This window comes from Alphaproteobacteria bacterium (genome assembly GCA_041396705.1).
GTDB lineage: Bacteria > Pseudomonadota > Alphaproteobacteria > CALKHQ01 > CALKHQ01 > CALKHQ01.
This window is the reverse complement of the sequence record JAWKYB010000005.1, coordinates 21,321-46,281: the sequence shown is the minus strand read 5'-3', so window position 1 is coordinate 46,281 and position 24,961 is coordinate 21,321. Positions and strand designations below refer to the sequence as shown.

Below are 24,961 nucleotides of genomic sequence, written 5' to 3'. Positions count from 1 at the left end.
GCTATTTCTTCAGCTTCGGGTCGAGTGCGTCGCGCAGGCCGTCGCCCAGCAGGTTGAAGGCCAGCACGGTGATCAGGATGGCGACGCCGGGGAAGGTGACGATCCACCAGTCGCCGGACAGTACGAATTCGCGCGCGTCGGCCAGCATCGCGCCCCATTCCGGCGTCGGCTTCTGCGCGCCGAGGCCGAGGAAGCCCAGCGCCGCGGCATCGAGGATGGCGGTGGAGAAGCCCAGCGTCGCCTGCACGATCAGCGGCGGCGCGCAGTTGGGCAGCAGCGTCACCAGCATCTGGCGCAGGTCGCCGGCGCCGGCGATGCGCGAGGCGGTGACGTAATCCTTCGACTTCTCGGTGATCACCGCGGCGCGGGTCAGGCGCACATAGTGGGGCAGCACGACGATGGCGACCGCGACGACGGCGTTGAACAGGCCCGGACCGAGGATGGCGACGATGGCGATCGCCAGCAGCAGCGACGGCAGTGCCAGCATGATGTCCATCAGCCGCATGATCGCGACGTCGGTGATGCCGCGGTAGTAGCCGGCGACCAGGCCGAGCACGATGCCGACCGTGGCCGACAGCCCGACCACGACGAAGCCGATCAGCAGCGAATAGCGCGCGCCGTGGATGACGCGCGAGAGGATGTCGCGCCCGGTGGCGTCGGCGCCGAGCAGGAACCGGCTGTCGCCGCCCTCCAGCCAGACCGGCGGCGCCTTGGCGAAATCGCGGAACTGGGTGTCGTAGTCGAACGGCGCGATCAGGTCGGCGAACACCGCGGCGAAGGCGACCAGCCCGATCACGATCAAGGCGCCGACCGCACCCTTGTTGCGGCTGAAGTCGTGCCAGAAGGCGCGCAGCGGGTGCGGCGGCGCCGAAGGCCCCCGGGCCGGGACCGCCGCTGGATCCGTGATGGTGGGCTCGCTCACCGCCATCGCGGCAACAGGCCACGCCCGGCGCAGAGCGTCAATCCTCAAGTCGGGTGGCACGAAGGCGGGTGGCGGAAATCCGGGCGGGTTTCCGGCTCACATCGCCGGCGGCGCGATCCTCCGCGCGCGGCAGGCGGCGGTGACGGTGTTGCGCAGCAGGCAGGCGATGGTCATCGGGCCGACCCCGCCGGGCACCGGCGTGATCGCGCCGGCCACCTCGGCTGCCTCGTCATAGGCGACGTCGCCGACCAGTCGGGTCTTGCCCTCGCCCTTGTCGGGCGCCGGCACCCGGTTGATGCCGACGTCGATCACGGTGGCGCCGGGCTTGATCCAGTCGCCGCGGATCATCTGCGGCCGGCCGACGGCGGCGACCAGGATGTCGGCGTTGCGGCATTCGCCGGGCAGGTCGACCGTCTTCGAGTGCGCGACGGTGACGGTGCAGCTTTCGCCCAGCAGCAGGGCCGCCATCGGCTTGCCGACGATGTTGGAGCGGCCGACGATCACCGCGCGCTTGCCGGCCATGGCGCCCAGCCGGTCGCGCAGCAGCAGCAGGCAGCCCAGCGGCGTGCACGGCACCAGCGCGTCGGCGCCGGACCACAGCCGGCCGGTGTTGATGGCGTGGAAGCCGTCGACGTCCTTGGCCGGGTCGATGGCGTCGAGCACCGCCTGGGCGTCGATCTGCTTCGGCAGCGGCAGCTGGACCAGGATGCCATGCACCGCCGGGTCGGCGTTGAGCTGGCGGACCAGCGCCAGCAGCGCGTCCTGGCCGGTGCTCTCGGGCAGCCGGTGCTCGAACGAGTGCATGCCGACCTCGACGGTCTGCTTCGCCTTGCTGCCGACATAGACCTGGCTGGCCGGGTCGTCGCCGACCAGCACGACGGCCAGTCCGGGGGTCAGTCCGTGATCGTCGCGCAGCCGGTCGACCGCGCCGGCGACCCGGGTGCGCAGGCCGGCCGCGAAGGCCTTGCCGTCGATTATCGCTGCGGTCATCGGTCCTCCCCCTCGGCGCGCCAGCGCGCGATCCGTTCCATCAGCTCGGCCGGGTCGCCGCGCACCAGCACCAGCTTGTTGCGGTCGTGCGCGCCGCCAACGATCTCCAGCGCCGACTTCGGCAACCGCCACGTCTTGGCCAGCAGCGCCAGCAGGGCGGCGTTGGCCGCACCCTCGACCGGCGGCGCGGCGACGCTCGCCTTCAGCGCCGGCCCGGACGGACCGTCGACGATCGCGCGGTGGATTGCCTGTGTTTTCGCCCGCGGCGTCAAGCGGACGGCGACAGTGACGCCGTCCTTGGCTGGTCCAATCGGGCCGGATCGGCCCATCGGATCGGCCGGCCGCGCGAACTCAGGTGACCCAGTCGATGTAGTTGTTGGCGATCAGCCGCTGGACCAAATAGAGGATCAGCACCAGCACCAGCGGCGACAGGTCGATGGCGCCCATATTGGGCAGGATCCTGCGGATCGGCCGCAGCACCGGCTCGGTCAGCGCATAGAGCGAGCGATAGACCGTCGCCACGAACTGGTTGCGCATGTTGACCACGCCGAAGGCGACCAGCCAGCTCAGCACCACCCAGACCAGCAGGATGATCCAGATCACGTTGATGGCGAACAGGACGACGTCGAGGATGGTCTTCATCGGGCGGTTTCGGCTCCGGGCACGCGGTGCTGCTGCAGGCGTGCCCCGCACCCGGAATGCGCCGGGCGGCACGCGGCACGAACCCTAGCGTCGCCCCGGTGACGGCGCAAGCGCCGCCGCCCGCCCCGGGTGTCGCGGTCCCACGGCCGGCGGTTGCCGGCCACATACGCTTGACAGCCAACCCCGCTTGCCCCATCTATCCGCCGCCGGACGTGCCCCACGGGCGCCTCCGCCGGTTGGGGCCGTAGCTCAGTTGGGAGAGCGCTACGTTCGCAATGTAGAGGTCAGGGGTTCGACTCCCCTCGGCTCCACCAATCAGATCAAGCACGTGTCGTCGGCGTAGCGGGCCCATCTGCGGCTCAGCAATCGAATGAGAGTCGCTGTCGCGCCGCGGATCGCGGTCATGGTCGTGTCGTGGCGGCCCCGGTGTTGCGCACCGCGTGCACGGCCGGCGGCCACATGCGAAGCGCCGATGCCGGGCTCGCCATCGGGAACGGATGCAACGGACGGCGTGGCCCGGGCTCCCGCCGGCCGTGCTAGCCGGGAAACAGGGTGATCCCGCCGTCGACGCGCAGGACCTGGCCGTTGATGAACCGGGCGCCGGGGCCGGCGAGGAAGGCGACGGCATCGGCGATCTCGTCCGGTTCGGCATAGCGGACCAGGGACTTGCCGACCTTCATCTTCTCGGGATCGACGGTGCGGGTGGCTTGGAACCGGGCCGACTTGGTCGGCCCCGGGCTGACCGCGTTGATCCGCACCCCCTCGGTCAACAGTTCCTTGGCCAGGCAGCGGGTGTAGTGGACGACGGCGGCCTTCAGCGTCGAGTACACCACCTCGGGCGAGCAGCCGAGGTGGGCGGCGGCCGAGGCGATGTTGATCACGCAACCGCGGCCGGCGGCGACCATCGGCGGGATGAAGGCCTGGCAGACCAACATGGTGCCGATCAGGTTGTTCTCGGTCAGCACCTTGATGTCCTCGAAGGCGATCCCGAGGCCGGTGTTGGGGTCGGGCTTGCCGCCCTTGGCGCCGATGTCGCCGCCGGCGCAGTTGACCAGGATCTCGACCTGACCGAGCGCGGCTTCGATCTCGGCCTTCATCCGCGCCACCGCCGCGGGGTCGCCGATGTTGCCGGTGACTGCGGTCGAGCGCACGCCCAGGGTCGCGAAGCGCGCGGCGACCTCGTCGAGGTCGCGGGCCTCGCCGTACTTGGCGGGCGCCAGCGGGTCGATGTCGTGCAGGGCGACGTCGGCGCCATGCTCGGCGAGCCGGCGGGCCATGACGTTGCCCAGGCCGCGGCCGGACCCGGTGACGAAGGCGATCTTGCCGGCAAGCGGCTTTGTCATGCGGCGTTCTCCATTGGCATCAGGCCGAGCGCGCGCATGTTGGCGGCACTGCGGCGGATCATGGCGAGCTCGTAGTCGACCAGGGCGCTATCCTCGCCCCGCTCCCACGGGGTGCGATAGTCGGCATCCTCGGGCAGCCGGTTGTGCCGGGCGGCGGCGAGACAGGCCGCGAGCGCGCGCGCATCCTTCGCCGGATAGCCGTTCCACCAGTCGGCGGTGAACAGGCGGACGTGGCGGGCCTCCAGTGCGCCCGGCTCCAACGCGGCGGGCAGCTCGTCGTGATGCGCGCCGAGGATGGCGACCATCTCGCCATACGGCACCGCGCCGTCGCCGATCGCACAGCGGATCAGGCGGAACCCCTGGTCGGTGAACTGGACCCGATAGTCCTTCAGGTGGCAGTAGCGCACCCACGGCGCCACCGCGCGGGTGAAGTCGATGGGCGCCTCGGCGACCGGGAAGGTGTTGCCCATGTCGAAGCACAGTCCGACGCTCGGGCCGGCCTCGGCACAGAAGGCGACCAGCTCGGCGCTGGTGAAGTCCTGGTGATTCTCGATCGCCAGGGTGATCCCGGCGTCGGCCGCCACCGGCGCCCAGCGGGCGAGACCGGCGCGGACGTCGGCGACGATCGCCGGCCATTTGTCGCCCTGGGCGTTGCGGTCGCCGCACAGGACGCGGCTCAGCGCGAAGCGCATCAGCGTGGCGTCGAGCAGGCGCGCCGCGCGGAACGCGTGCTCGACCGACCCCATGGTGAGGCCGGAGCTGACGATCGGACGGATGCCGAGACCGGCGAGCTCGTCGCGCAGCGCCCGCAGCTCGTCGTCGGTGAGTGCCGTCAGCCAGGGCTCGAAGATCTCGAGCACCTCGGCCTTCAGTTCGCGGGCGATGGCGATGAAGCCGCGCAGCCCGCGTCCGTCCGGGTTGGCCCGCGGCGTGCCGTGGCCCTGCAGGCCGAGATGATAGGTGAGCCCGTAGGGGTTCAGTCCGACGTGGAGGCGCATGGGCGAAGGTCCTTGGTCTTTCGTATCCGGGCCGCGGGACGGCGGTGCATCAGCGGATGCCGGCGTCGACGACGATCGACTGCTTGGTGATCATCCGGCTGTCGTCGGCAGCCAGGAACAGGGCGGCGCGGGCGATCTCGTCGCCGAGCAGCGTGCGCTTCAGGCACTGGCGGGCGACCATGGCGGCGACCGACTCCTCGGTCGGGTACCACAGCCGGCGCTGGCGCTCGGTCATCACCGCGCCGGGTTCGATGGCGTTGACCCGGATGTTGTCGTCGCCGAAGGCGCGCGCCAGGCTGCGGGTCAGCCCCAGCACAGCCGCCTTGGCAGTGGCGTAGGCCACCATCTCGTCGGCGCCGTGGCGCCAGGCGATCGACGACAGGTTCACGATCGAGCCGTAGCCGAGGCGGCGCATCTGGGCGTGCACTGCCTGGGCAGCGAAGAACTGCGGCCGCAGGTTCACGGCCATCGAGGCATCCCAGTAGTCGGGCGAGACCGCGTCGGCCTTGTGGCGCTCGTCGTTCGCGGCGTTGTTGATCAGGACCGAGATCGGGCCGAGGTCGGCGCCCGTCGTCTCGATGGTGCGCTGCAGCGCCGCGATGTCGGTGATGTCGCATGCGCGGAAGCAAGGCCGGTGGGCGGCGTCGGCGAGCGCGTCCGCCAGCGCCTGCCCGGCCTCGACCTGGATGTCGAGGAAGACGACGCGGGCCGCGTTGGCGGCGAAGGCGCGCACGATGTCGGCGCCGATGCCGCTGGCGCCGCCGGTGACCAGCACGACCCGGCCGGCGAGACTGGGATATCGGGCGAAGGTCATTGCGGCGGCCTCAGATCAATTGCCGCGTGTCGGGGTCGAAAAGGCAGGCATGGGCCATGTCGACGGCCAGCGCCACCGTCTCGCCCGTGGCCGGCGCATCGTCGGGCGGGAAGCGGCCGACGATCTCGCGGTCGGCGAGCCGCATCACGGCGATGGTCTCCGAGCCGGTGGGCTCGACCACTTCCACCGGCGCGTCGAGACGCGCCATGCCGGGCTTGCGCGCGCGGCCCTCGGCGTCGAAGCGGCTGAGGTGCTCGGGGCGGACGCCGAGAATCACCCGGCGCCCCGGCGCGATGTCGGCGCGCCGGTGCAGCGGCAACGCGATCCGCGTGCCGCCGGGGCCGGGGAAGGCGGCCGCGGCCACGCCGTCGGCGCCCTCGATCTCGGCCTCGATGAAGTTCATCGACGGCGAGCCCATGAAACCGGCGACGAACATGTTGGCCGGCCGGTTGTAGACGGCCTGGGGCACGTCGAACTGCTGCAGGCTGCCCTGATGCATCACCGCGATGCGCGACGCCAGCGTCATCGCCTCGACCTGGTCGTGGGTGACATAGATCGTGGTCTTGCCGATGCGCTGGTGCAGTTTCTTGATCTCGGTGCGCATCTCGACGCGCAGCTTGGCATCGAGGTTCGAAAGCGGCTCGTCGAACAGGAACAGCAGCGGGTCGCGGACCAGGGCGCGCCCCATGGCGACGCGCTGGCGCTGGCCGCCGGACAGCTGGCCCGGCTTGCGGCCGAGCAGCGCCTCGATCTGCAGAAGCTGGGCGACGCGGGCCAGCGCCGCCTGCTGCTCCGCCTTGCCGACGCCGCGGCACTGCATGCCGAACAGCATGTTCTCGCGCACGGTCATCGTCGGATAGAGCGCGTAGGACTGGAATACCATGGCGATGTCGCGGTCCTTCGGCGGCACCGAGTTGACCAGGCGGTCGCCGATCCGGATCTCGCCTGAGGTCACGCTCTCCAGGCCGGCGATCATGGCGAGCAGGGTCGACTTGCCGCAGCCCGACGGGCCGACCAGCGCGATGAACTCGCCGGTTTCGGCCTCAAGGTCGATGCCCTTCAGCACTTCGACCTGGCCGAAGCGCTTGCGCAACGCATGGACGGTCAGCGAGGACATGTCGCGCGCTCCGCGCCGGCGGTCGGTCCCGCCGCCGGTCCGGCGATACCCAGCCGCACAATTGCCATGGAGGGCAGCGCCGCGATGCTGCGCGCGGCGACGGCAGGGTGTGAGCCCGTCACTTGATCGCTCCCTGGGTCAGGCCGCGGACGAAATACTTGCCGCCGAAGAAGTAGATCAGCAGCGGCGGCAGCGCGCCGATCAGCACGGCGCCGCTCATCACATCGTAGTCGCGGACGTTGGTTCCGTTGGTCGACAGCGCGACCAGGGCGGCCGTGATCGGCTGCTCGGCGCCGGAGGTGAAGACGACGGCGTAGAGGAACTCGTTCCAGATGCCGGTGAACTGCCAGATCACGGTGACGATCAGGATCGGCGGCGACAGCGGCAGCACGATCCTGCGCAGGATGCGCCAGAAGCCGGCGCCGTCGATGCGCGCCGCCTTGATCAGGTCGTCCGGGATCGACAGGTAGTAGTTGCGGCAGAACAGCGTGGTGAACGAGATGCCCTGTACCACGTGGACCAGGATCAGCCCGTAGGTGGTGTTCGACAGCCCGAGGTTGCCCAGGATGAAGGCCCACGGCATCAGCGCGATCTGGCCGGGCATGAACACGCCGAGCAGCATGCAGGTGAACAGGATCTCCGAGCCGCGGAACCGCCACTTGCTGAGGATGTAGCCGTTGATCGCGCCGACCGCGGTCGAAAGCAGCGTCGCCGGCACGGTCATCTTCAGCGAGTTCCAGAAGTTGGCCTGCATGCCCTCGCACCGGCCGCCGATGCAGTAGCTCGACCACGCCCGGCCCCAGGCGTCGAAGTTGAAGCTGCGCGGCCAGGCGATCAGGCCGTTCGCGGCGATCTCGTCGAGGTCGCGGAACGAGTTGAGGACCACCACGACCAGCGGCAACAGGTAGTAGACGGCGAAGACGCCGAGGATGCCGTAGATGACGATGCGGGTGACCAGCCTGCGGCGTCGGGCGGCCGCAGCGTCCGGATCCCATTCGTCGGCCAGGGCGGCGTCGATGGTCGCGTCAGCCATGGCCGCTGTCCCGCCGGCGTCGCCAGACCAGCCAGATCGAATACGGCACCAGCACCACGGCCAGCGCGAGCAGGATCATGATCGCGGCGGCGGCGCCCTCGGCGATCTGGCCGCGCTGGAACATCAGGTCGTAGACGTAGATCGCCGGGAAGGTGGTGGCGATGCCGGGGCCGCCGCCGGTCAGCGCGACGACCAGGTCGAAGGTCTTGATCGCGAACTGCAGCAGCACCACGACGACGGCCAGGAAGATCGGGCCGATGCCCGGCAGGATGACCTTGCGGTAGAGCCGCCACGAACTGGCGCCGTCGATCCGCGCCGCCTTGACGATGTCGGGGTCGACCGCGCGCAGCCCGGCCAGGAACAAGGCCATCGCGAAGCCCGAGGCCTGCCACATGCCGGTGACCACGATGACGTAGAGCGCCCAGTCGCGGTCGGTGGCCGGCGCGAACTCGAACTCGGACCACCCCAGCGCGCGGACCAGGAACTGGATGCCGCTGTCCGGCGCGTAGAGCCAGCTCCACACCGTGCCGGTGACCACGAACGATACCGCCAGCGGATAGAGATAGATGGTGCGCCAGAAGGATTCGGCGCGGATGCGCTGGTCGATCAGGATGGCCAGCAGCAGGCCCAGCGCCAGCGACAGGATCACGTAGAAGCCGGAGAAGACGAACAGGTTGGTGTAGGCGATGTTCCAGCGCCGGTTCGCCCACAGCGACTCATAGTGCTCGAACCCGACCAGGTCGTAGGTCGGCAACAGCGACGAGTTGGACAGCGAGATGTAGGCGGTCCAGCCGGTGAAGCCGAAGACGTAGACGAAGCTCGCGACCAGCGACGGCGCCAGCACGAGGAACGGCACCCAGCCTGCCATGCGCGCGCCCAGCGCAGGCCGCGCGCCCGGCGTGCGGGCGCCGATGTCCGGAGCCGTTGCCGATACCGCCATGCCGCCGATCCCGCAGACGCGCCGTCCGCGCACGATGGTGCGCGGACGGCAGTCCCTCGGCGGATCCTACATCTGCGCCTCGACCGAGTCGGCCATGAGGTTGGCCGCTTCCTCGGCCGACATGTCGGTGTTCACGAACTCGGTGATCACCTCCATCATCGCGCCGCGGAATTTCTGCAGCACCGTCATGTTGTGCGCCATCGAGCGGACCAGGGTGCCGGCTTCGATCGAGCCCTGCAGTTCCTGCTGCGACAGCTGCTGGCACGGGTTGAAGCCCTCGGACAGGTCGACATCGAGCCGGGCCGGGATCGAACCCTTGGCCTGGTTGAAGATGGTCTGGAATTCCGGCGACAGGATGGTGCTGGCGAGCAGGCGCTGGCCCTCGACATAGTCGGGGTCCGACTGCTGGAAGAACACCACCGAATCCGAATTCAGGATGAAGCCGGCGCCGTCCCAGTCGGTCGGGGCCTGGGCGCAGGTGTAGTCGGTGCCGTACTCGAAGCCGGCGGCGGTCAGCACGCCGACCTCCCAGTCGCCCATGATGAAGAACACCGCGTCGCCGTTGCCCATCATGTTCGATGCGGTGTCGTAGTCGCGGCCGGCGATGCCCGGGTCCATGTACTCGGTGACCATCTTCCGCCACTGCTCGAACGCGGCGATCATGGCGTCGGAGCGCATGGCGTCGACGTCGGCCTCGACGAAGGCGGCGCGATAGAGATCGATGTCCATGCCGTAGACCACCACCTCGAAGCTGGTGGCGTCGGTCCAGTCCTCGCTGAGATGGGCCAGGCAGGTGATGCCGGCGGCGACCGCCTTGTCGCAGGCGGCGTTGAAATCGGCCCACGTCTGCGGCATCGCCTCGATGCCGGCGCGCTCCATCGCGCCGACGTTGGCCCACAGCCAGTTGATGCGGTGGATGTTCATCGGGGCGGCGACCCAGTGCCCGTCGGGCTTCATCACCGGGAACAACTCGGGCGCAACCACGTCCTCCCAATGCTCCGCGGCGGCGAGGTCGTCGAGATTGGCGGTCATGCCGGTCTCGTTCCACTCGGCGATCTCGGGGCCCTTGAGCTGGACCGCGGCCGGCGCGTTGCCGGCGATGACGTCGGCGCGCAGCTTGGCGAGCGTGTTGGCGGTGTGGCCGGCGATGGCGGTCTGTTCCCAGATGCCGCCCGCGGCCTCGAACATCTCGCCGAGCTTGGCGATGGCGGCGGCATCGGAACCGGTCGCCCACTGGTGCAGCATCAGCACCCGCGGCTCGGCATTGGCGGTGGCGGCGAGCAGGACGGCGGTCGCACAGCCCAGGCTGGCTGTCGGCAGAAGTCGCATGGGTTTCCCTCCCTCCATGGCCCGGATCCCGACCGTCGATCGACGGCCCGCGGCCCTGTTCTTGCTTGCCGCGCACATGTTGGGTTGGAACCCGGTTGGAATTTGTTCTATTATGAACTTATTCCCCTGTCAATTGCACCATGTCGGCCGATGAGCGTTCATGAATGAACTAAGTGGCTTGCTGACCGGCCGCGACGGCGACGGCCCGCCGGCGCGGATCGTGCGCGCGCTGAGCGAACGCGGCGCGCTGAGCGCCGGCCAGATCGTGCGCATCACCGGGCTGGCCAAATCGACCGTGTCGGTGGCGCTGGCCGAGCTGCGCCGGCAGGGCGTGATCGTCGACGCCGCCGCCAGGGGTGGCGGCCGCAGCCAGGTCGGACGGCCGGCAACCCGGGTCGTCCTCAATCCGGAGGCGGGCACCTGCATCGGCGTGCAGGTCGGCCTGGACTTCATCCAGGCCATCGTCGCCGATGTCAGCCATGCGATCCTGGCCAACGAGAAGATGTCGCTGCCGCACGACTTCACCACCGCCCAGGCGGTGGCGGCGACGGAGGCGCTGTGCGCGCGCGCCTATGCCGCCGCCGGCCTCGGCAGCCCATTGACGCAGGCGAACCTGCTGGGCGTCGGGGTCGCCGTCGCCGGTCCGATCGACCCGCGCAGCGGCCGGGTCTATCGGTCGAGCATGGTGCCGACCTGGGCCGGCATCGACATCCCCGCCCTGTTCGCGCCGATCTTCGGCCGGCCCGTGCTGACCGACAACGAGAGCAACTGCGCGGCGATCGCGGAGATGATGTGGGGCGCAGCCTCCGGCCACGACGACTTCGTCTTCTTCAAGATGGAGAACGAGGGCATCGGCGGGGCGGTGGTCAACGGCGGGCGCATCGTCTCCGGCGTTGCCGGCGCCGGCGGCGAGTTCGGCCACATCTGCATCGAGCCCGACGGCGACCTGTGCCGCTGCGGCAACCGTGGCTGCCTGGAGCTCTATGCCGGTTTCGGCCGGGTGTTGCGGCTGGCCGAGACCCGGTTCGGAAGGCATGCGCGCATCGACGAGGTGATCGCGATGGCGCGCCAGGGCGACGTCGGCTGCCGCCGCCTGATCGCGGACACGGCAGCCGTCGCCGGGCGCGGCCTCGGCATCATCGGCACCGTGGTCAACCCCGGCCTGATCGTGGTCGGCGGCCGGCTGGCCAAGGCCGGCGACCTGCTGCTCGACCCGCTGACCGAGAGCTACGACCGCCACACCCTGATCAAGCGCGACGCGGTCCCGCCGGCGGCACAGACCCGCATCGTCTGCGGCGCATTGATCGACAACGACTCCTGCCTCGGCGCCGTCGGCATGGTGCTCAGGCACAACGGCAGGCTGGCCTGACGCCGCCGGGGCGCGTGGCGGAACGGCCCCGACCGGCCCGCGCCGTTTCCAAAATCGCTTTGCGCTGGTCCGGTCAGGCCGCATTGTTGCGGCTGGGCACGACAAGGATAAGGGGATGCCCGCCCCACAGGATGGAGGAGGAAACGCCGTGCAGCGAACAACCGCACTGTGCGTTGCTGCCGCAGCCATGGCGATCGCGCCGGGCGCAGCGACTGCCCAGGAAGTCATCGAGCTCTGGCATCCGTTCACGCTCGAGACCGACATGATCTATCCCGGTGTCGAACAGTTCAACGCCTCCCAGAGCGAATACGTGGTCGAGGCGCGCATCGTGCCCGGCCCCGACATCGCGACCGAACTGGTCAAGGCGATCGCCACGGGCTCGGTGCCCGACCTGGTCACCATCGACAATCCGCTGGTGCCCAGCTTCTCCGCCGAAGGCACGCTGGAGGACCTGACCGACCTGATCGCCGCCTCCGACGCCATCGACCCCGCGGTGTTCTTTCCCGGCCCGATGAACTCGGTCACCTGGGACGGCCGCTACTACGGCGTGCCGCGCGACGCCAACACACTGGCGCTTTACTACAATGTCGACATGTTCCGTGCGGCCGGCCTCGATCCCGACAACCCGCCGGCCACATGGGACGAACTCAAGCAGGCCGCGCGAGCGCTGAACGATCCGGACCACAACGTCTACGGTCTCGCCTACAGCGCCTACAACAGCGAGGAAGGGCCGTTCCAGTGGCTGCCGTTCCTCTACCAGAACGGCGGCTCGATCACCGACCTGGCCTCGCCGGAGGCGGTCGAGGCGCTCGAATTCTGGAAGAGCTTCATCGACGAGGGCCTGACCTCGCCCGACGTCATCAACATGCGCCAGTACGAGGCGACCAACACCTGGAAGGCGCAGAACGCGGCAATGGTCGTCGGCGGGCCCTGGGAGCTGCCGAAGATCGACCAGGAAGCCCAGTTCGAGTGGCGGGTGGCGCTGCTGCCGGTGCGCGGCGACGGCAAGGACATCCACGCCTCCTCGCTCGGCGGCTTCGACTATGTCATTCCGGCCGGCGCCGACCATGTCGAGGGCGCGTTCCAGTTCATCGAGTTCATGTCGGTGCCGAAATTCCTCGACATCGCCTGGCCGTCCGGCCGTCTGGCGCCGATGACCACGATCACGGTTGCCGACCCGCAATGGCCGCAGGCCTATGCGGTGTTCCGCGAGCAGCTGGCCAGCGCGCGGGCGCGCGGGCCGCATCCGCGCTGGCCGGAGATCTCGCGGCCGCTGGCGATCGCGCTGCAGGAAGCGCTGACCGGCACCAAGACCGCGGCCGAGGCGCTGCAGGGCGCGCAGGACGCGATCGCGCCGATCCTGGCCGAGCAGCCGCTGCCGGATACGGTGCAGTAGCACGGCCGCAAGGGCGGGAGGCAGGCGCGCCGCGCGCAGGCCTCCATCCCGCGCCGGACCGGGCGGGACGACCCGCGATCCGTCCGCTGCGCCTGTCGCGACAGCCGGCACCGCCCAACGTCACACGACCGCTTGATTGCCGAGGCCGATGGCGCACAAACGCTCGCCCCTGCTTTACCTGTTCCTGGCGCTGCCGGTGGGCTACCTGGTGGTGCTGGTCGGCTTTCCCATCATCTACAACCTGATGATGAGCGTGCAGGACGTGAAGCTCGGCAACATCGCCTCGCTGTCGCGTCCGTTCGTCGGCATCGACAACTACCTGACCGCCGTCGACGACCCGATCTTCCGCGGCGTGTTCCTCAACTCGATCATTTTCGTCAGCGCCAATGTCGTCGCCCAAGTCGGCATCGGCCTGATGGTCGCGCTGTTCTTCGCCCAGCGCTTTCCCGGCGCCCCGGTGATGCGCGGGCTGCTGCTCGCCGGCTGGATGTTGCCGGCGCTGGTGGTCGGCGCGCTGTGGAAATGGCTGTTCGCCGGCGACTTCGGCGTGATCAACTACTTCCTGTCCGCAATCCCGCTGATCGGCGGCAGCGTGCACTGGCTGTCCGACCCGTCCTTTTCGCTGCTGTCGGTGACGCTGGCCAACATCTGGTTCGGCATGCCGTTCAGCATGATCCTGATCGCGGCGGCGCTGACCGGCATCCCGAAGGAGCATTACGAGGCGGCGGCGCTGGACGGCGCCGGCGTGTTCGCGCGGTTCCGCTTCATCACCCTGCCGGCGCTGAAGGCCTCGCTGCTGGCGGTGACCTGCCTGGTGATCATCTACACGATGCGTGCCTTCGACCTGATCTTCGCCATGACCGAAGGCGGGCCGATCGACAGCTCCAACGTGCTGCCGCTCTATGCCTACCAGAAGTCGTTCAAGGAGTTCCGCTTCGGTCTCGGCGCGGCGATGGGTACCTTTGCCTTCTTCATCGTCTTCGCCGTGGCGCTGATCTATGTGCGCACGGTCGGCAAGGAGCGCGAGACGTGAGGCGCTACAGCCGCGGCTCCTTCGACGATCCCATGGTCCACCCCTGGATCCTGACCGGCATCGGGGTGGTCGGCGTCGTCGCCTATCTGTTTCCGATCTATTGGATGTTCGTCTCCGGCTTCAAGACCTCGGGCGAGATCTTCGCCAATCCGCCCACGCTGATCCCGGATCGGCCGACGCTGGACTCGTTCGACTACGTGCTGGGGCGCGAAAACGTGCTGCGCTATGTGCGCAACAGCCTGATCATCGCGGTGCCGACCACCGCGCTGACGCTGATCCTCGGCGCCATGGGCGCCTATGCGATGAGCCGCATCCGCACGCGCCTGGTCGACGTGGCGCTGATCACCGTGCTGCTGCTGCAGGTGTTTCCCGAGGCGTTGCTGGCCACGCCGGTGTTCATCATCTTCCGCACGCTGGACATGCTGAACACCTTCGGCGCGGTGGTGCTGGCCACCACCGCGAAGACGCTGGCCTTCGCCTTGGTGATCCTGCGGCCGATGTTCCGCCAGGTGCCGATCGAGCTGGAGGAAGCGTCGCTGGTCGACGGCTGCACCCTGTTCAAGACCTTCTACCTGATCGTGCTGCCGCTGATGCGCATTCCGCTGATCGTGGTCGGCGCGATCGTGTTCGTGCAGGCCTACGGCCAGTTCGTCTACCCGCTGACCATGCTGACCGAGCAGAAGCTGCAGCCGGCCACGGTCGGCATCTACAGCTTCGTCGGCGCCGAGATCGCCGACTGGAACATGATCATGGCGTTCTCGTCGATCTTCGTCGTGCCGATCCTGGCGCTGTTCCTGCTGCTGCAGAAACGCATCGTCGCCGGGCTCACCGCCGGTGCGCTGAAATGAGGCGCCCGCTGCGCCTCACCCATGGGCGGCGATGTAGTCGCTGAGACGGATCACCCGGCCGGTGCGCGCGCTCTCGATGCCGGCGAAGATCAGCGCCGAGGCCTGGATGTTGGCCTCGACGTTGGTCTCCATCTCCGGGCCGCCGTCGAGCCAGGCGCAGAATTTCTCGATCAGCCAGGTGTTGAGCCACTTCGGCTGGGTGATCAGCTGGATCCTGTGGCCCTGTCCCTCGCGCGCCCGCTGGCGCACCAGCTGCTCGCGGGTGAACACCTCGATCTCGCGGCTGTTGAGGATCGCGGTGCCGAGCTCGCAGTCGACCCGGACATATTCCCTGGTCCAGTCGTTCAGGCCGACGGCGGCGCTCGACGTGCCCTCATAGACGCCGCGCACGCCGTTGGCGAAGGTCATCATGACCATGCCGTCGGTGTCGCCGGCATAGGCGGCCCAGTCGGGCTTCCAGGTGCTGGCGTAGAGAGTCTCGCAGGGCGCGCCGGCGAAGTCGGCGACCAGGTCGAGATGGTGCACCGCGCCCTCGATCATCAGCGGGTCGGCCATGGTGTGGCGGAACAGGGCGCCCCAGGCCATGTGTTCGCGCAGGTCGGCGGCATAGCGGCAGCTCACGGTATTGACCTTGCCGAGACGGCCGGAGCGGATGATCGCGCGCAGCGTCGTCTTGTCCTGGTCGAACCGGTGGCTCATGGTCACCGCCATCTTGCGGCCGGCGGCCTTCACCTTGCGGGCGATCGAGATCGAGCCGGCCATCGTGTCGGCGATCGGCTTCTCGCACAGGATGTCGACGCCGTGGGCGATGGCGAGGTCGACGATCTGCTCGTGATGGTTCGGCGGCACCACGATGGTGCAGAAGTCGGCCTTGTGCCTGGCGAAGGCCTCGGCCGGGTCGGTGTAGCAGACCGACCTGTCGAGGCCGAGCAGGCTGCGCCCCAGCTCGAGGTTCGCCGGCGCCACGTCGGCCAGGGCGACCACCTCTATGGTCCCGTCGGCGATATTGGTCGCGAGGAATTCCGAGCACCAGCGCTTGCCGAACACGCCGACGCCGACATGGATCACTTTCTTGGCCATGGACTTACACGCGCTCCGCCACGGGCGCGGGCGCTCCGTGGGTATGGGTCCAGAGGTGGCCGACCCGCCGCTCGCCTTGCAGCGTGGTCTCGAAGAACACGGCCTTCACCGGCGCGTCGACCAGGGGAAAGTCGTGATGATGGCCCATGCCGATCGCAACGCAATCGCCTGGGCCCACCGCGATGTCGCGGGCGCCGATCCGCACGGAGCCGCTGCCCTCCAGCACGATCCAGTATTCGTCGCAGTCGTGGTAGTGATTGTCGACCGAGGTCGCCTTCGGGTAGGCGACGGGATCGCCGATGTTGGTCGGCTGGTCCTGCCGCGCGACGCGGAAGATGCCGCAGCCGCCGACATCGCGGCCCCAGTCGCCGGAGAGCTGCACCGCCTGCGCCTGCGGCGCGCAGCCGCGCAGGCGCCAGGCGTCGACATCGGGCAGATCGAAGAACTGGTTCTCTTTCAGGATCACCGTGGCGTCGGGCAGCACAAGCTGGACGGTGCCGAGGGTGATCAGCAACCGCTCTTTCGGTGCGCGCCGGCGCAACGCCTTCGTCTCGCCGTCCCGGAGTTCGACGATGTCGTAGTGACGCAGCTCGCACCAGGCTGCGAGGGTCCGGTCGCTGGCGGTCATTTGGCGCAATGCCCCTCCCGTCGTTCAGGGTCGTTCGTCGGCGGCAGAATGGGCCTGCCGGCCCGGCGGACGCAAGGACGGACCGCTCCGCCCGGCCGCTGCGCCCCGGGATGCTGGAGATGGCGGGCGCGATGGCGCGAGGGCGGCGAGGCTGCTAGCCTTTCCTCGTCAGCGGGGAGGGACGGTCGATGGCAAGCGGCGATCTTGCGGACGTGCGGTGGGACTGCATCGTTGTCGGCGCGGGGTCGGCCGGGGCCGCGCTGGCCGGCCGCCTGTCCGAGGACAGCGAACGGCGCGTGCTGGTGCTGGAGGCCGGCCGCAACTATCGCGCGGCCGAGACGCCGGCGGAGATCCGCAGCATCAACCCATTCGCGGTGCTGCTGCCCGAGGCGATGCAGCGCGCCTACCAATATCCCGATCTGACGGCGCGGCGCACGCGGCGGCAGGACCGGCGCATGTACTGGCGCGGCAAGGGAGTCGGCGGCAGTTCCGCGGTGAACGGCCTGTTCGCCATCCGCGGCACGCCGGAAGCCTTCGACGAGTGGCACGAGATGGGCTGCGCCGGCTGGAGCTGGGCCGACGTCGCGCCCTGGTTCAGGGCGATCGAGGACGATCCGCTGGCGGACACCGACCCGCATCACCATGGCCGCGGCGGCCCGATCCCGATCACCCGCGCGCCGGAGACACGCTGGGGCGCCGTCGATTTCGCCATGCGGGCGGCCGCGCGGGATCTGGGTTACCCGTTCCGCGACGACCACAACGCGCCCGACGCCGACGGAATCAGCACCTATTGCAGCAACAGCCGCGACCTGGCCCGGGTCACCACCAACGACGCCTATCTGGAACCGGCGCGCGCCCGGCCCAACTTCGCGATCGCCGGCGACGCCCTGGTCGAACGGCTGCTGTTCGAGGACCGGCGCTGTGTCGGGGTCCGCGTCCGGTTGCAGGGCCGGTCGACCGAGCTGCGCGCCGACGCGGTGGTGCTCGCCGCCGGCGCGATCCACTCGCCGGCGATCCTGCTCCGCTCCGGCGTCGGCCCGGCGGACGAACTGCGCGCGCTGGGCATCGACGTGGTCCACGACCTGCGCGGCGTCGGCCGCAACCTGTTCGAGCACCCGGTCGCCCGCCTGTCGCTGGCGCTGACCGACGAGGCCCGGGTCTGGGACGAGACGATCCGCCATTCGAACACCTGCCTGCGCTACAGCTCGGGCCTGCACGGCGGCGGCGCCGGCGACATGTTCCTGATCGGCATGAACCACGGCGGCTTCAACTTCGTCGACGCGGCGCAGTGGTCCGAAGCCGGGCTGTACATGATGCTCTACCAGGCGTTTTCCCGCGGGGCGCTGACCCTGGCGTCGCCCGACCCGACCGTGCAGCCGGCGGTCGATTTCGACATGCTGTCGGACCCGCGCGACATGGCGCGGCTGCGCGACGGCGTGCGCCGGGTGGCGGCCTTCGGCAGGCACCCGGCGTTTCAGCGCATCGTCGCGCGCTTCACCTGGGGCGTGACCGACCTGCCGCTGGACGCCTTCGACCGTGCGGACGATGCGGTCATCGACCGGTGGCTGCTGGAGGACTGCGGCGACGGGCAGCATGCCGCCGGCAGCTGCCGGATGGGCGCCTACGAGGACCCGCGCGCGGTGGTCGACCCGGATTGCCGGGTGCGCGGGCTCGACGGCCTGCGCGTCGCCGACTGCTCCATCATGCCGGCCGACTGCCGCGCCAACACCCACCTGACCGCGGTGATGATCGGCGAGCGCGTCGCGGCGCGCATGCGCGAGGAGGGGAGGTCGAGATGACTGTGACGCTGCCGGATCTGGCCGCGCTGGAGGCGGCCGCCGAGGTGGTCTATCGCCACATGCCGGCGACGCCGCAGCATCGCTGGCCCCTGCTGGCCGAGCGCTATGGCTGCGACGTCTGGGTCAAGCACGAGAACCACACGCCGATCGCCGCGTTCAAGCTGCGCGGCGGGCTGGTCTACATGGACCGGCTGAAGCGGGCGGAGCCGGACTGCCGCGGGGTCGTCACCGCCACCACCGGCAATCACGGCCAGAGCATCGCGCTGGCCGCGCGCAGCCTCGGCCTGCATCCGGTGCTGGTCTGTCCGACCTCGACCCGGATCGAGAAGAAGCGCGCGATGCGCGCCTTCGGCGGCGAGCTGGTCGAGCATGGCGAGTATTTCGAGGACGCACGCGCCCACGCCGTCGACCTCGCTGCGGCGCGCGGCCTGCACATGATGGAATCCTTCCACCCGTGGCTGTTCCTCGGCGTGGCTTCCTACGGGCTGGAGCTGCTGCGCGCGGCACCCGACCTGGAGGCCGTCTATGTTCCCGTCGGCCTCGGCTCCGGCCTGTGCGGCCTGATCTCCGCCCGCGACGCGCTGGGCCACCGCGCCCGGCTGATCGGCGTCGTGCCGGAGGGCGCCCCGACCTACAAGCTGTCGTTCGACGCCGGCCATGCCGTTCCGACCAACCGCGCCACCAAGTTCGTCGACTCCCTGATCAACAAGGTGCCCAACGAGACCGCGCTCGCCATCATCCTGAACGGCGCAGCGCGGTTCGTCACGGTGTCCGATGCCGACGTCCGCGCCGCGATGCGCCATTACTACACCGACACGCACAACGTGGCCGAGCCGGGCGGAGCGGCGGCACTGGCGGCCCTGGGCCGCGAGCGCGAGCGGATGGCCGGATGCGCCGTCGGTGTGATCCTGACGGGCGCGAATTGCGACTTGGCCGACTATGTCGCGATCCTGACCGGCGAGGACTGATCGGCGACTGTTTCGCATTGTGAGACTTCTGCCCGAACGGCGCGATCTGCCAGCATTCCGGCGCCTCCGCGAAAGAAGAAAAAGCCTGCACCGCCGGGCCGGGCCGGCTTGACCGAAACGTTACGACGTGCCTACGATCCCGCTTGCCGTCGCTGGCGCTGGCGTGGAGGGGAGACACGCTGCCGACCGAGACGGCGCGGTCAGGCGGGGACAGGAAGGCCACAGCAAGGCTTCGCCGAATTCGGACCGACAGGCTCTCTCCCGGACATTGCCGTGCCGGCGCGGAACCGCGCTGAGGCCACGCCCGCGTCCTGTTCGGGCGATGCAACACGGTGGCTGACGCGCCTGCACAGGGGAGGAGGCCACCATGCACGTCCGTTCGTTGCTGCTCGGCACCGCGTTGATTGCCGGTTCGACCGCTGTCGCCGCCCAGGATCTGGCGCCGATCAGCGATGAGACGATCTACTTCCGCGGCTGGCAGTACCGCACGGATATCGTCCAGGAGAATATCGACCGTTACAACAGCGAGATGGGCGGTCACATCGACTATGCCACGGTCACCGGCGACTACCCGTCGCTGATGGAGCAGAACTTCATCGCCGGCCGCGAGCTCGACATCCTCTACGCCAACCCGTCCCAGGCCGTGCGCTACTTCGAGGCGGGCTGGATCAAGCCGGCCGAGGACCTGCCGAACGCGGCCGACATCCGCGCCGACATGTATCCCAACATCCTCGACGCCTGGTCGCACCAGGGCAAGCTGCTGGGCCTGTCCTACTTCGTCTCGGTCCGCGGCATGGTCCACGTCAATCTCGAGGCCTATGAGGCGGCCGGCTATACCGCCGCCGACTATCCGGCGGACTGGGACGCGCTCTACGACATGGTGCTGGCGATGCACGACGCCCGCATCGCGCAGCCGCTGCTGCCGCACTGGTTCAGCGAGTGGTACGGGATCAGCTGGGCCTTCGCGTTCGAGGTGATGAACCGCGGCGGCCAGGTGGCCGACCCGGAGACCCATGCGCCGATGCTGACGGCGGACGGCCCGGCCGGCGACACGCTGCGCGCGTGGAAGCGGCTGTGGAATGCCGGCGTCATCCCCGAGGAGGTGCTGAGCTACAACGAGTCCGCCTATATCGAGGCCTATGGCTCGGGCCGCTATGTGTTCAGCCCGCAGCAGTCCTACGACCTGCGCTACTTCAACGATCCGGCCAACTCGCAGATCGCCGGCCACGACAGCTTCCTGCCCTATCAGGGCCAGAGCTGGGGCCTGATCGACAGCGCGATGTATCTGATGAGCGCGCGCGAGCGCAGCGACGACCATACCCATGACGTGATGGCTGCCGCCAACTGGTACGGCTACAAGGACCAGAACGGCGACGTCTATGTCGGCAATCGCTGGATGCAGGAATCGATGCTGTTCTCCGGCTACCGGTCCGTGATGGAGGGCGAGCTTGCCGAGAAGACGATGCTGGCCTCGCTGGTCCGGCCGGAGGATCGCGACGCCCTGCTCGAGGTCTATGCCGCGGCGCCGTATCCGAAAGGCATCTGGAACGTGGTCTGGTCCGAAGAGTTCAATTCCTGGATGAAGGAAGAGCTGCCGCAGTTCCTGCTCAACGACGGCGACGTCGACGAGCTGGTCGCGGCGATGAACGAGAAGATCGAGGAACTGAACGAAGAATACGGCATCTGAACGGCACGTCGCCGGCGCGGCGGGCCGACAGTGCCCGTCGCGCCGGCGACGCCGCCGGGCAACCGTACGATGGCTCGGGCGCAATCCTCCATCGACAGCGCCGGCCGCGGCCTGCGGGCGCGCACGCGCGAGCTGAGCGACCTGCAGTTCGCCCTGCTGCTGTCGCTGCCGGTGTTGCTGTTCCTGGTCGTAATCGTGGCCTATCCGCTGGTCTACGCGGTCTGGCTGAGCCTGAACCGGGTCAAGTTCTTCGGCGGCTATCGCGCCACCCTGGTCTGGTTCGACAACTATGTCGACGTGCTGTCCGACGGCGACTTCTGGTGGTCGGCGTGGGTGTCGGTCCGCTTCACCGTGGAAAGCGTCGTGCTGGCGATGCTGGTCGGCCTGGCGCTGGCGCTGGTGATGCGCCACAACCGGCGCTGGATCGGCCTGATCCGCACGCTGATCCTGCTGCCGTGGTCGGTGTCGCTGTACGGCACCGGCATCATGTTCTTCTACCTGGTCCGCGGCCAGACCGGGCTGGGCACCACCGTCGCGCACGTCTTCGGCGTCGACGAGCCGGTCAACCTGCTGAACCAGACCTGGGTGATCGAGGCGCTGGCGGTGGGCAACGCCTGGAACATGGCGCCGCTGGTCGCCTTCTTCCTCTATGCGAGCATGTCGACCATCCCGCGGCGGCTCTACGACCTGGCCGCAATCGACCAGATGAGCGGGGTGGAGACGTTCCGCAACGTCACGCTGCCACCGATCCGCTTCACCCTGTTCGTCTTCACCTGCATCACCACGGTGCTGTCGCTGAAGCTGTTCGACTACATCTTCGTGATGACCGGCGGCGGCCCCGGCACGTCCTCTGCCACGCTGACCTACCAGCTCTACAAGATCAGCTTCCGCGACTTGAAGCTGGGCGAGGGCGCGGCGATGTCCTTCCTGCTGCTGTTCATGATCGTCGGATCGACCTTCCTGCTCTACTTCGTGTGGGGCAAGCGCGAGGCCAGCCGGCCATGAGCGACCGCGGCGCTGCGCCCTGGCGTTGGCTGGCGCTGCTGGTGGCGCTGCTGTGGTCGGTGCTGCCGATCTACTGGTTCGTGAAGATGGCGTTCCAGACCACGGCGGAATTCTCGCTGTTCCCGCCGCCGCTGTTCCCGCCCGACCCGCAGCCGGGCGCGTTCTTCAACATCTTCGGCTACGACTACGTCACCGCCTCGGGCCTGGAGCTGCCGGCGTCGGGGCAGTCCAACCAGATCGTGGCCGGCCTGATCAACAGCCTGGTCGTGGCGGTGATCGTCACCGCGATCACCATGCTGGTGGTGACGCCGCTGGCCTATGTGTTCGCCCGGCTGCAGTTCCGCTTCAAGAACCAGCTGCTGTTCGCGATCCTGCTTTCGGTTGCGCTGCCGCCGGTATCCACGCTGATCCCGTTCTATGCGCTCTACGTCCAGCTCGATCTCGCCGGCACCCGGCTCGGCCTGATCATCGTGACCTTGACCATCACCATCCCGTTCGTCACCTGGATGCTGATCGGCTATTTCCGCAACATTCCGCCGGTCGAGCAGCTCGCCCGCATCGACGGCTTCGGCCGCGTCTACACGCTGATCCGCATCGTGATCCCGCTCAGCCGCAGCGGCCTGGCGGTCGGTGCGGTGATCGCATTCCTGTTCTCGTGGAACGAATATGTCTATGCCCAGGTGCTGGTCACCGGGTCCGACGCGGTCACGCTGCCGGCGGCGATGTCGGGATTTCTCAACCAGTTCCCGCAGCCGGCCCATCTGGCCGCCAGCCTGGCCCTGTCGCTGGTGCCGCCTGCGCTCGTGGTGTTCTTCCTGCAGCGCCACATCACCGAAATGAACCTCGTCGACCCGGTCCGCTGAGGCACAGGATGGCCAGCATTACGCTCGAGAAACTCACCAAGCAGTTCGGCGCGCAGACCGCGGTCGACAGCCTGGACATGGCGATCGCGGACGGCGAGCTGCTGGTACTGCTCGGCCCGTCGGGCTGCGGCAAGACCACGACGATGAACTGCATCGCCGGGCTGGAACGGCCGACCGGCGGGGTCGTTCGGTTCGACGGCAACGACATGACCGGCGAGCCGCCGCACGGCCGCAACGTGGCGATGGTGTTCCAGTCGTCGATGCTCTACCCCCATCTCAGCGCCCGCGAGAACATCGCCATGAGCCTGAAGCGCAGCGGGTTGCCGGCCGCGCAGATCCGGGACCGGGTGATGGCGGCGGCGGCGACGGTGCATGTCGCCCATCTGCTCGACAAGCTGCCGAGCCATCTGTCGGGCGGCGAGCGCCAGCGCGTCGCGACCGCGAAGGCGATCGTGCGCCAGCCGGCGGTGTTCCTGCTCGACGAGCCGCTGGCGGCGCTCGACGCCGCGCTGCGGCTGGAATTGCGCGCCGAACTGGTCAACCTGCAGAAACGGCTGTCGACGACGATGGTCTTCGTCACCCACGACCAGACCGAGGCGATGACGATGGGCGACCGCATCGCGGTGATGAACCTGGGCCGGCTGCAGCAGATCGGGTCGCCGGACGAGATCTACAACGCGCCGCGCAACATGTTCGTGGCCGGCTTCATCGGGTCGCCGCCGATGAACTTCCTCAACGGCACGGTCGAGCCGCGCGACGGCAAGCCGGTGTTCGTCAGCGACGGCTTCGCGGCGCCCTTGCCGGCGCGTCTCGGCGCTTCGTCGTCGCTCAGGCCCGGCAACGCCTATGCGCTCGGCGTGCGGCCGCAGCACATGACGGTGGCCGGCGCGACGCCGGGCACGCTGGCCGGGGCGGTGTTCGCGCTGGAGCATCTGGGCAAGGAATCGATCCTGATCGCGGAGCATCGCGAGGGCGAGCGTTTGCGCGCGATCGTCGCGCCGGAATTCCGGGCGCGGATCGGCGACCGGATTGCGCTGGAGCCGGACCTGGAGCGCGCGTTCCTGTTCGATCTGGGTGTGGCGGAACGGCCGGCCGTGAGCTGACGGCACGGAGCGGCAGCGGGGGAGGGAGACGATGGCGGATCGAAGGCTGCGGACCGGGGTGATCGGGCTGGGTTTCATCGGCGGGCTGCATGCGCGCATCCATCACGAGGCGCCGAACATCGACCTCGTCGCCGTCGCCGACCTGAACGAGGACCTGGGCCGGCCGATGGCGGAGAAGATGGGGGTGGCCTATCACCGCTCGGCCGACGAGCTGCTGGCACGCGCCGACATCGAGGCGGTCAGCGTGTGCGTGCCGGACCGGATGCACGTCGCGCCCGCCTGCGCCGCGGCCCGCGCCGGCAAGCACATGCTGCTGGAAAAGCCGCTGGCGCACACCGCGGCGGCGGCCGAGGAGATCGTCCGCGCGGTGGACGATGCCGGCGTGCGCATGATGGTCGCGCACGTGCTGCATTTCGATCCGCGCTATGCCCAGATGCGCGAGGCGGCGGCGCGCGGCGACTTCGGCGAGATCATCAACCTGCGCGCGAAGCGCAACACGATGCGGGCGCTGCCGCAGCGTCTCGGCGCGTCCAGCTCGATCATGTACTACCTCGGCGTGCACGACATCGACATGCTGCAATGGTGCGCCGGCGCCAACATCACCCGGGTCTACGCCCAACAGGTGCGCAAGCTCGGCAACGAGATCGAGGACGCGGTCTATGCCGTGGTCAACTTCGCCAACGGCGCCATCGGCAGCATCGACTATTGCTGGTCGTGGCCGGAGGGCCTGCCGTCCGGCTACACCGTCGGCTTCGACGTCGTCGGCAAGAAGAGCGCCGCGCATCTCGACGTCTACGACCAGGGCCTGCAGTTCATCGGCGCGGACGGGGTGACCCAGCCGGACACGCACCTTTGGCCGGAGGTCAACGGCCAGATCGTCGGCGCGCTGCGCGACGAGATCGTGCATTTCGCCGACGCGATCCTTACCGGCAGGCCGTTCGTCGAACCGGTCGAACGCTCGCTGCAGGCGGTGCGCGTGCTGGATGCGCTGTTCGCCTCGTTGAACAGTGGTGCGCCTGCCGACGTGGCCAACGCCTGACGCCGGCGATCCGCC

General features: G+C 69.0%; 24 protein-coding genes and 1 tRNA gene. 12 read left to right on the top strand and 13 right to left on the bottom strand.

Annotated features, from left to right (window positions below):
* Position 1 precedes the first annotated feature (1 nt).
* The 4 genes from R3F55_08075 to R3F55_08060 form a co-directional block, all read right to left on the bottom strand.
* Entirely contained in the window at positions 2-928 is a 927-nt protein-coding gene (locus R3F55_08075; protein MEZ5667376.1) for an ABC transporter permease subunit, read from the bottom strand.
* Positions 929-1,018: 90 nt separating this feature from the next.
* Positions 1,019-1,912: a bifunctional methylenetetrahydrofolate dehydrogenase/methenyltetrahydrofolate cyclohydrolase FolD gene (folD, locus tag R3F55_08070; GenBank protein ID MEZ5667375.1), complete on the bottom strand. Its 894-nt coding sequence runs from the start codon at positions 1,910-1,912 to the stop codon at positions 1,019-1,021.
* Positions 1,909-2,241 carry a DUF167 domain-containing protein gene (locus tag R3F55_08065; GenBank protein ID MEZ5667374.1) on the bottom strand — a complete coding sequence of 111 codons (333 nt, stop codon included), beginning with the start codon at positions 2,239-2,241 and terminating at the stop codon, positions 1,909-1,911. Before R3F55_08065 ends, folD begins: the two co-directional genes overlap by 4 nt.
* A 22-nt stretch (positions 2,242-2,263) precedes the next feature.
* Complete coding sequence (locus R3F55_08060; GenBank protein MEZ5667373.1) at positions 2,264-2,554, bottom strand: YggT family protein; 291 nt, start codon at positions 2,552-2,554, stop codon at positions 2,264-2,266.
* A 238-nt stretch (positions 2,555-2,792) separates the two neighbouring features.
* On the opposite strand from R3F55_08060, the gene R3F55_08055 reads away from it, so the two are divergent.
* Positions 2,793-2,868, top strand: a tRNA-Ala gene (locus R3F55_08055).
* A gap of 222 nt (positions 2,869-3,090) precedes the next feature.
* Here R3F55_08055 and R3F55_08050 read toward each other — a convergent pair.
* The 7 genes from R3F55_08050 to R3F55_08020 all read right to left on the bottom strand — a co-directional run bounded on the left by R3F55_08050 (position 3,091) and on the right by R3F55_08020 (position 10,128).
* Entirely contained in the window at positions 3,091-3,897 is an 807-nt protein-coding gene (locus R3F55_08050; GenBank protein MEZ5667372.1) for an SDR family oxidoreductase, read from the bottom strand.
* Complete coding sequence (locus R3F55_08045; protein MEZ5667371.1) at positions 3,894-4,895, bottom strand: sugar phosphate isomerase/epimerase; 1,002 nt, start codon at positions 4,893-4,895, stop codon at positions 3,894-3,896. The genes R3F55_08050 and R3F55_08045 overlap by 4 nt, the downstream gene beginning before the upstream one ends.
* A gap of 49 nt (positions 4,896-4,944) precedes the next feature.
* Positions 4,945-5,709: an SDR family NAD(P)-dependent oxidoreductase gene (locus R3F55_08040; protein ID MEZ5667370.1), complete on the bottom strand. Its 765-nt coding sequence runs from the start codon at positions 5,707-5,709 to the stop codon at positions 4,945-4,947.
* Positions 5,710-5,719: 10 nt separating this feature from the next.
* Positions 5,720-6,826 (bottom strand): ABC transporter ATP-binding protein, encoded by a 1,107-nt coding sequence (locus tag R3F55_08035; GenBank protein ID MEZ5667369.1) that lies wholly within the window; start codon positions 6,824-6,826, stop codon positions 5,720-5,722.
* 118 nt (positions 6,827-6,944) lie between these two features.
* Positions 6,945-7,859: a carbohydrate ABC transporter permease gene (locus R3F55_08030; protein ID MEZ5667368.1), complete on the bottom strand. Its 915-nt coding sequence runs from the start codon at positions 7,857-7,859 to the stop codon at positions 6,945-6,947.
* Entirely contained in the window at positions 7,852-8,799 is a 948-nt protein-coding gene (locus R3F55_08025; GenBank protein ID MEZ5667367.1) for a sugar ABC transporter permease, read from the bottom strand. Before R3F55_08025 ends, R3F55_08030 begins: the two co-directional genes overlap by 8 nt.
* Before the next feature lie 66 nt (positions 8,800-8,865).
* On the bottom strand, positions 8,866-10,128 hold the full coding sequence (locus tag R3F55_08020) for an ABC transporter substrate-binding protein (protein ID MEZ5667366.1): 1,263 nt from the start codon (positions 10,126-10,128) through the stop codon (positions 8,866-8,868).
* A 160-nt stretch (positions 10,129-10,288) separates the two neighbouring features.
* Here R3F55_08020 and R3F55_08015 point away from each other — a divergent pair, with 160 nt between their 5' ends.
* The 4 genes from R3F55_08015 to R3F55_08000 all read left to right on the top strand — a co-directional run bounded on the left by R3F55_08015 (position 10,289) and on the right by R3F55_08000 (position 14,774).
* Positions 10,289-11,497 carry an ROK family transcriptional regulator gene (locus R3F55_08015; protein MEZ5667365.1) on the top strand — a complete coding sequence of 403 codons (1,209 nt, stop codon included), beginning with the start codon at positions 10,289-10,291 and terminating at the stop codon, positions 11,495-11,497.
* A gap of 148 nt (positions 11,498-11,645) precedes the next feature.
* Complete coding sequence (locus tag R3F55_08010; protein ID MEZ5667364.1) at positions 11,646-12,893, top strand: ABC transporter substrate-binding protein; 1,248 nt, start codon at positions 11,646-11,648, stop codon at positions 12,891-12,893.
* A 148-nt stretch (positions 12,894-13,041) separates the two neighbouring features.
* The gene (locus R3F55_08005) at positions 13,042-13,926 is read left to right on the top strand and encodes a sugar ABC transporter permease (protein MEZ5667363.1); all 885 of its coding nucleotides are present in this window, start codon (positions 13,042-13,044) and stop codon (positions 13,924-13,926) included.
* Positions 13,923-14,774, top strand: a complete 852-nt coding sequence (locus tag R3F55_08000; GenBank protein ID MEZ5667362.1) for a carbohydrate ABC transporter permease — start codon at positions 13,923-13,925, stop codon at positions 14,772-14,774. Before R3F55_08005 ends, R3F55_08000 begins: the two co-directional genes overlap by 4 nt.
* Before the next feature lie 15 nt (positions 14,775-14,789).
* Here the strand turns inward: R3F55_08000 and R3F55_07995 are convergent, their stop codons facing one another.
* Complete coding sequence (locus tag R3F55_07995; GenBank protein ID MEZ5667361.1) at positions 14,790-15,854, bottom strand: Gfo/Idh/MocA family oxidoreductase; 1,065 nt, start codon at positions 15,852-15,854, stop codon at positions 14,790-14,792.
* A 4-nt stretch (positions 15,855-15,858) separates the two neighbouring features.
* On the bottom strand, positions 15,859-16,482 hold the full coding sequence (locus R3F55_07990) for a cupin domain-containing protein (GenBank protein ID MEZ5667360.1): 624 nt from the start codon (positions 16,480-16,482) through the stop codon (positions 15,859-15,861).
* A gap of 188 nt (positions 16,483-16,670) precedes the next feature.
* Between R3F55_07990 and R3F55_07985 the strand changes: the two genes are divergently transcribed.
* From R3F55_07985 to R3F55_07955, 7 genes are all read left to right on the top strand, one after another.
* Positions 16,671-18,281, top strand: coding sequence for a GMC family oxidoreductase (locus R3F55_07985; GenBank protein ID MEZ5667359.1), 1,611 nt, complete (start codon positions 16,671-16,673; stop codon positions 18,279-18,281).
* Positions 18,278-19,249: a threonine dehydratase gene (locus tag R3F55_07980; GenBank protein MEZ5667358.1), complete on the top strand. Its 972-nt coding sequence runs from the start codon at positions 18,278-18,280 to the stop codon at positions 19,247-19,249. The genes R3F55_07985 and R3F55_07980 overlap by 4 nt, the downstream gene beginning before the upstream one ends.
* Positions 19,250-19,616: 367 nt before the next feature.
* Positions 19,617-20,936, top strand: coding sequence for an extracellular solute-binding protein (locus R3F55_07975; GenBank protein ID MEZ5667357.1), 1,320 nt, complete (start codon positions 19,617-19,619; stop codon positions 20,934-20,936).
* Between the two features lie 69 nt (positions 20,937-21,005).
* On the top strand, positions 21,006-21,941 hold the full coding sequence (locus R3F55_07970; protein MEZ5667356.1) for a sugar ABC transporter permease: 936 nt from the start codon (positions 21,006-21,008) through the stop codon (positions 21,939-21,941).
* Positions 21,938-22,804, top strand: coding sequence for a carbohydrate ABC transporter permease (locus R3F55_07965; protein ID MEZ5667355.1), 867 nt, complete (start codon positions 21,938-21,940; stop codon positions 22,802-22,804). Before R3F55_07970 ends, R3F55_07965 begins: the two co-directional genes overlap by 4 nt.
* Before the next feature lie 8 nt (positions 22,805-22,812).
* A complete protein-coding gene (locus R3F55_07960; GenBank protein ID MEZ5667354.1) occupies positions 22,813-23,907 on the top strand; it encodes an ABC transporter ATP-binding protein in 1,095 nt (364 codons plus the stop codon).
* 31 nt (positions 23,908-23,938) lie between these two features.
* Entirely contained in the window at positions 23,939-24,946 is a 1,008-nt protein-coding gene (locus R3F55_07955) for a Gfo/Idh/MocA family oxidoreductase (protein ID MEZ5667353.1), read from the top strand.
* The last annotated feature ends 15 nt before the right edge of the window (positions 24,947-24,961 follow it).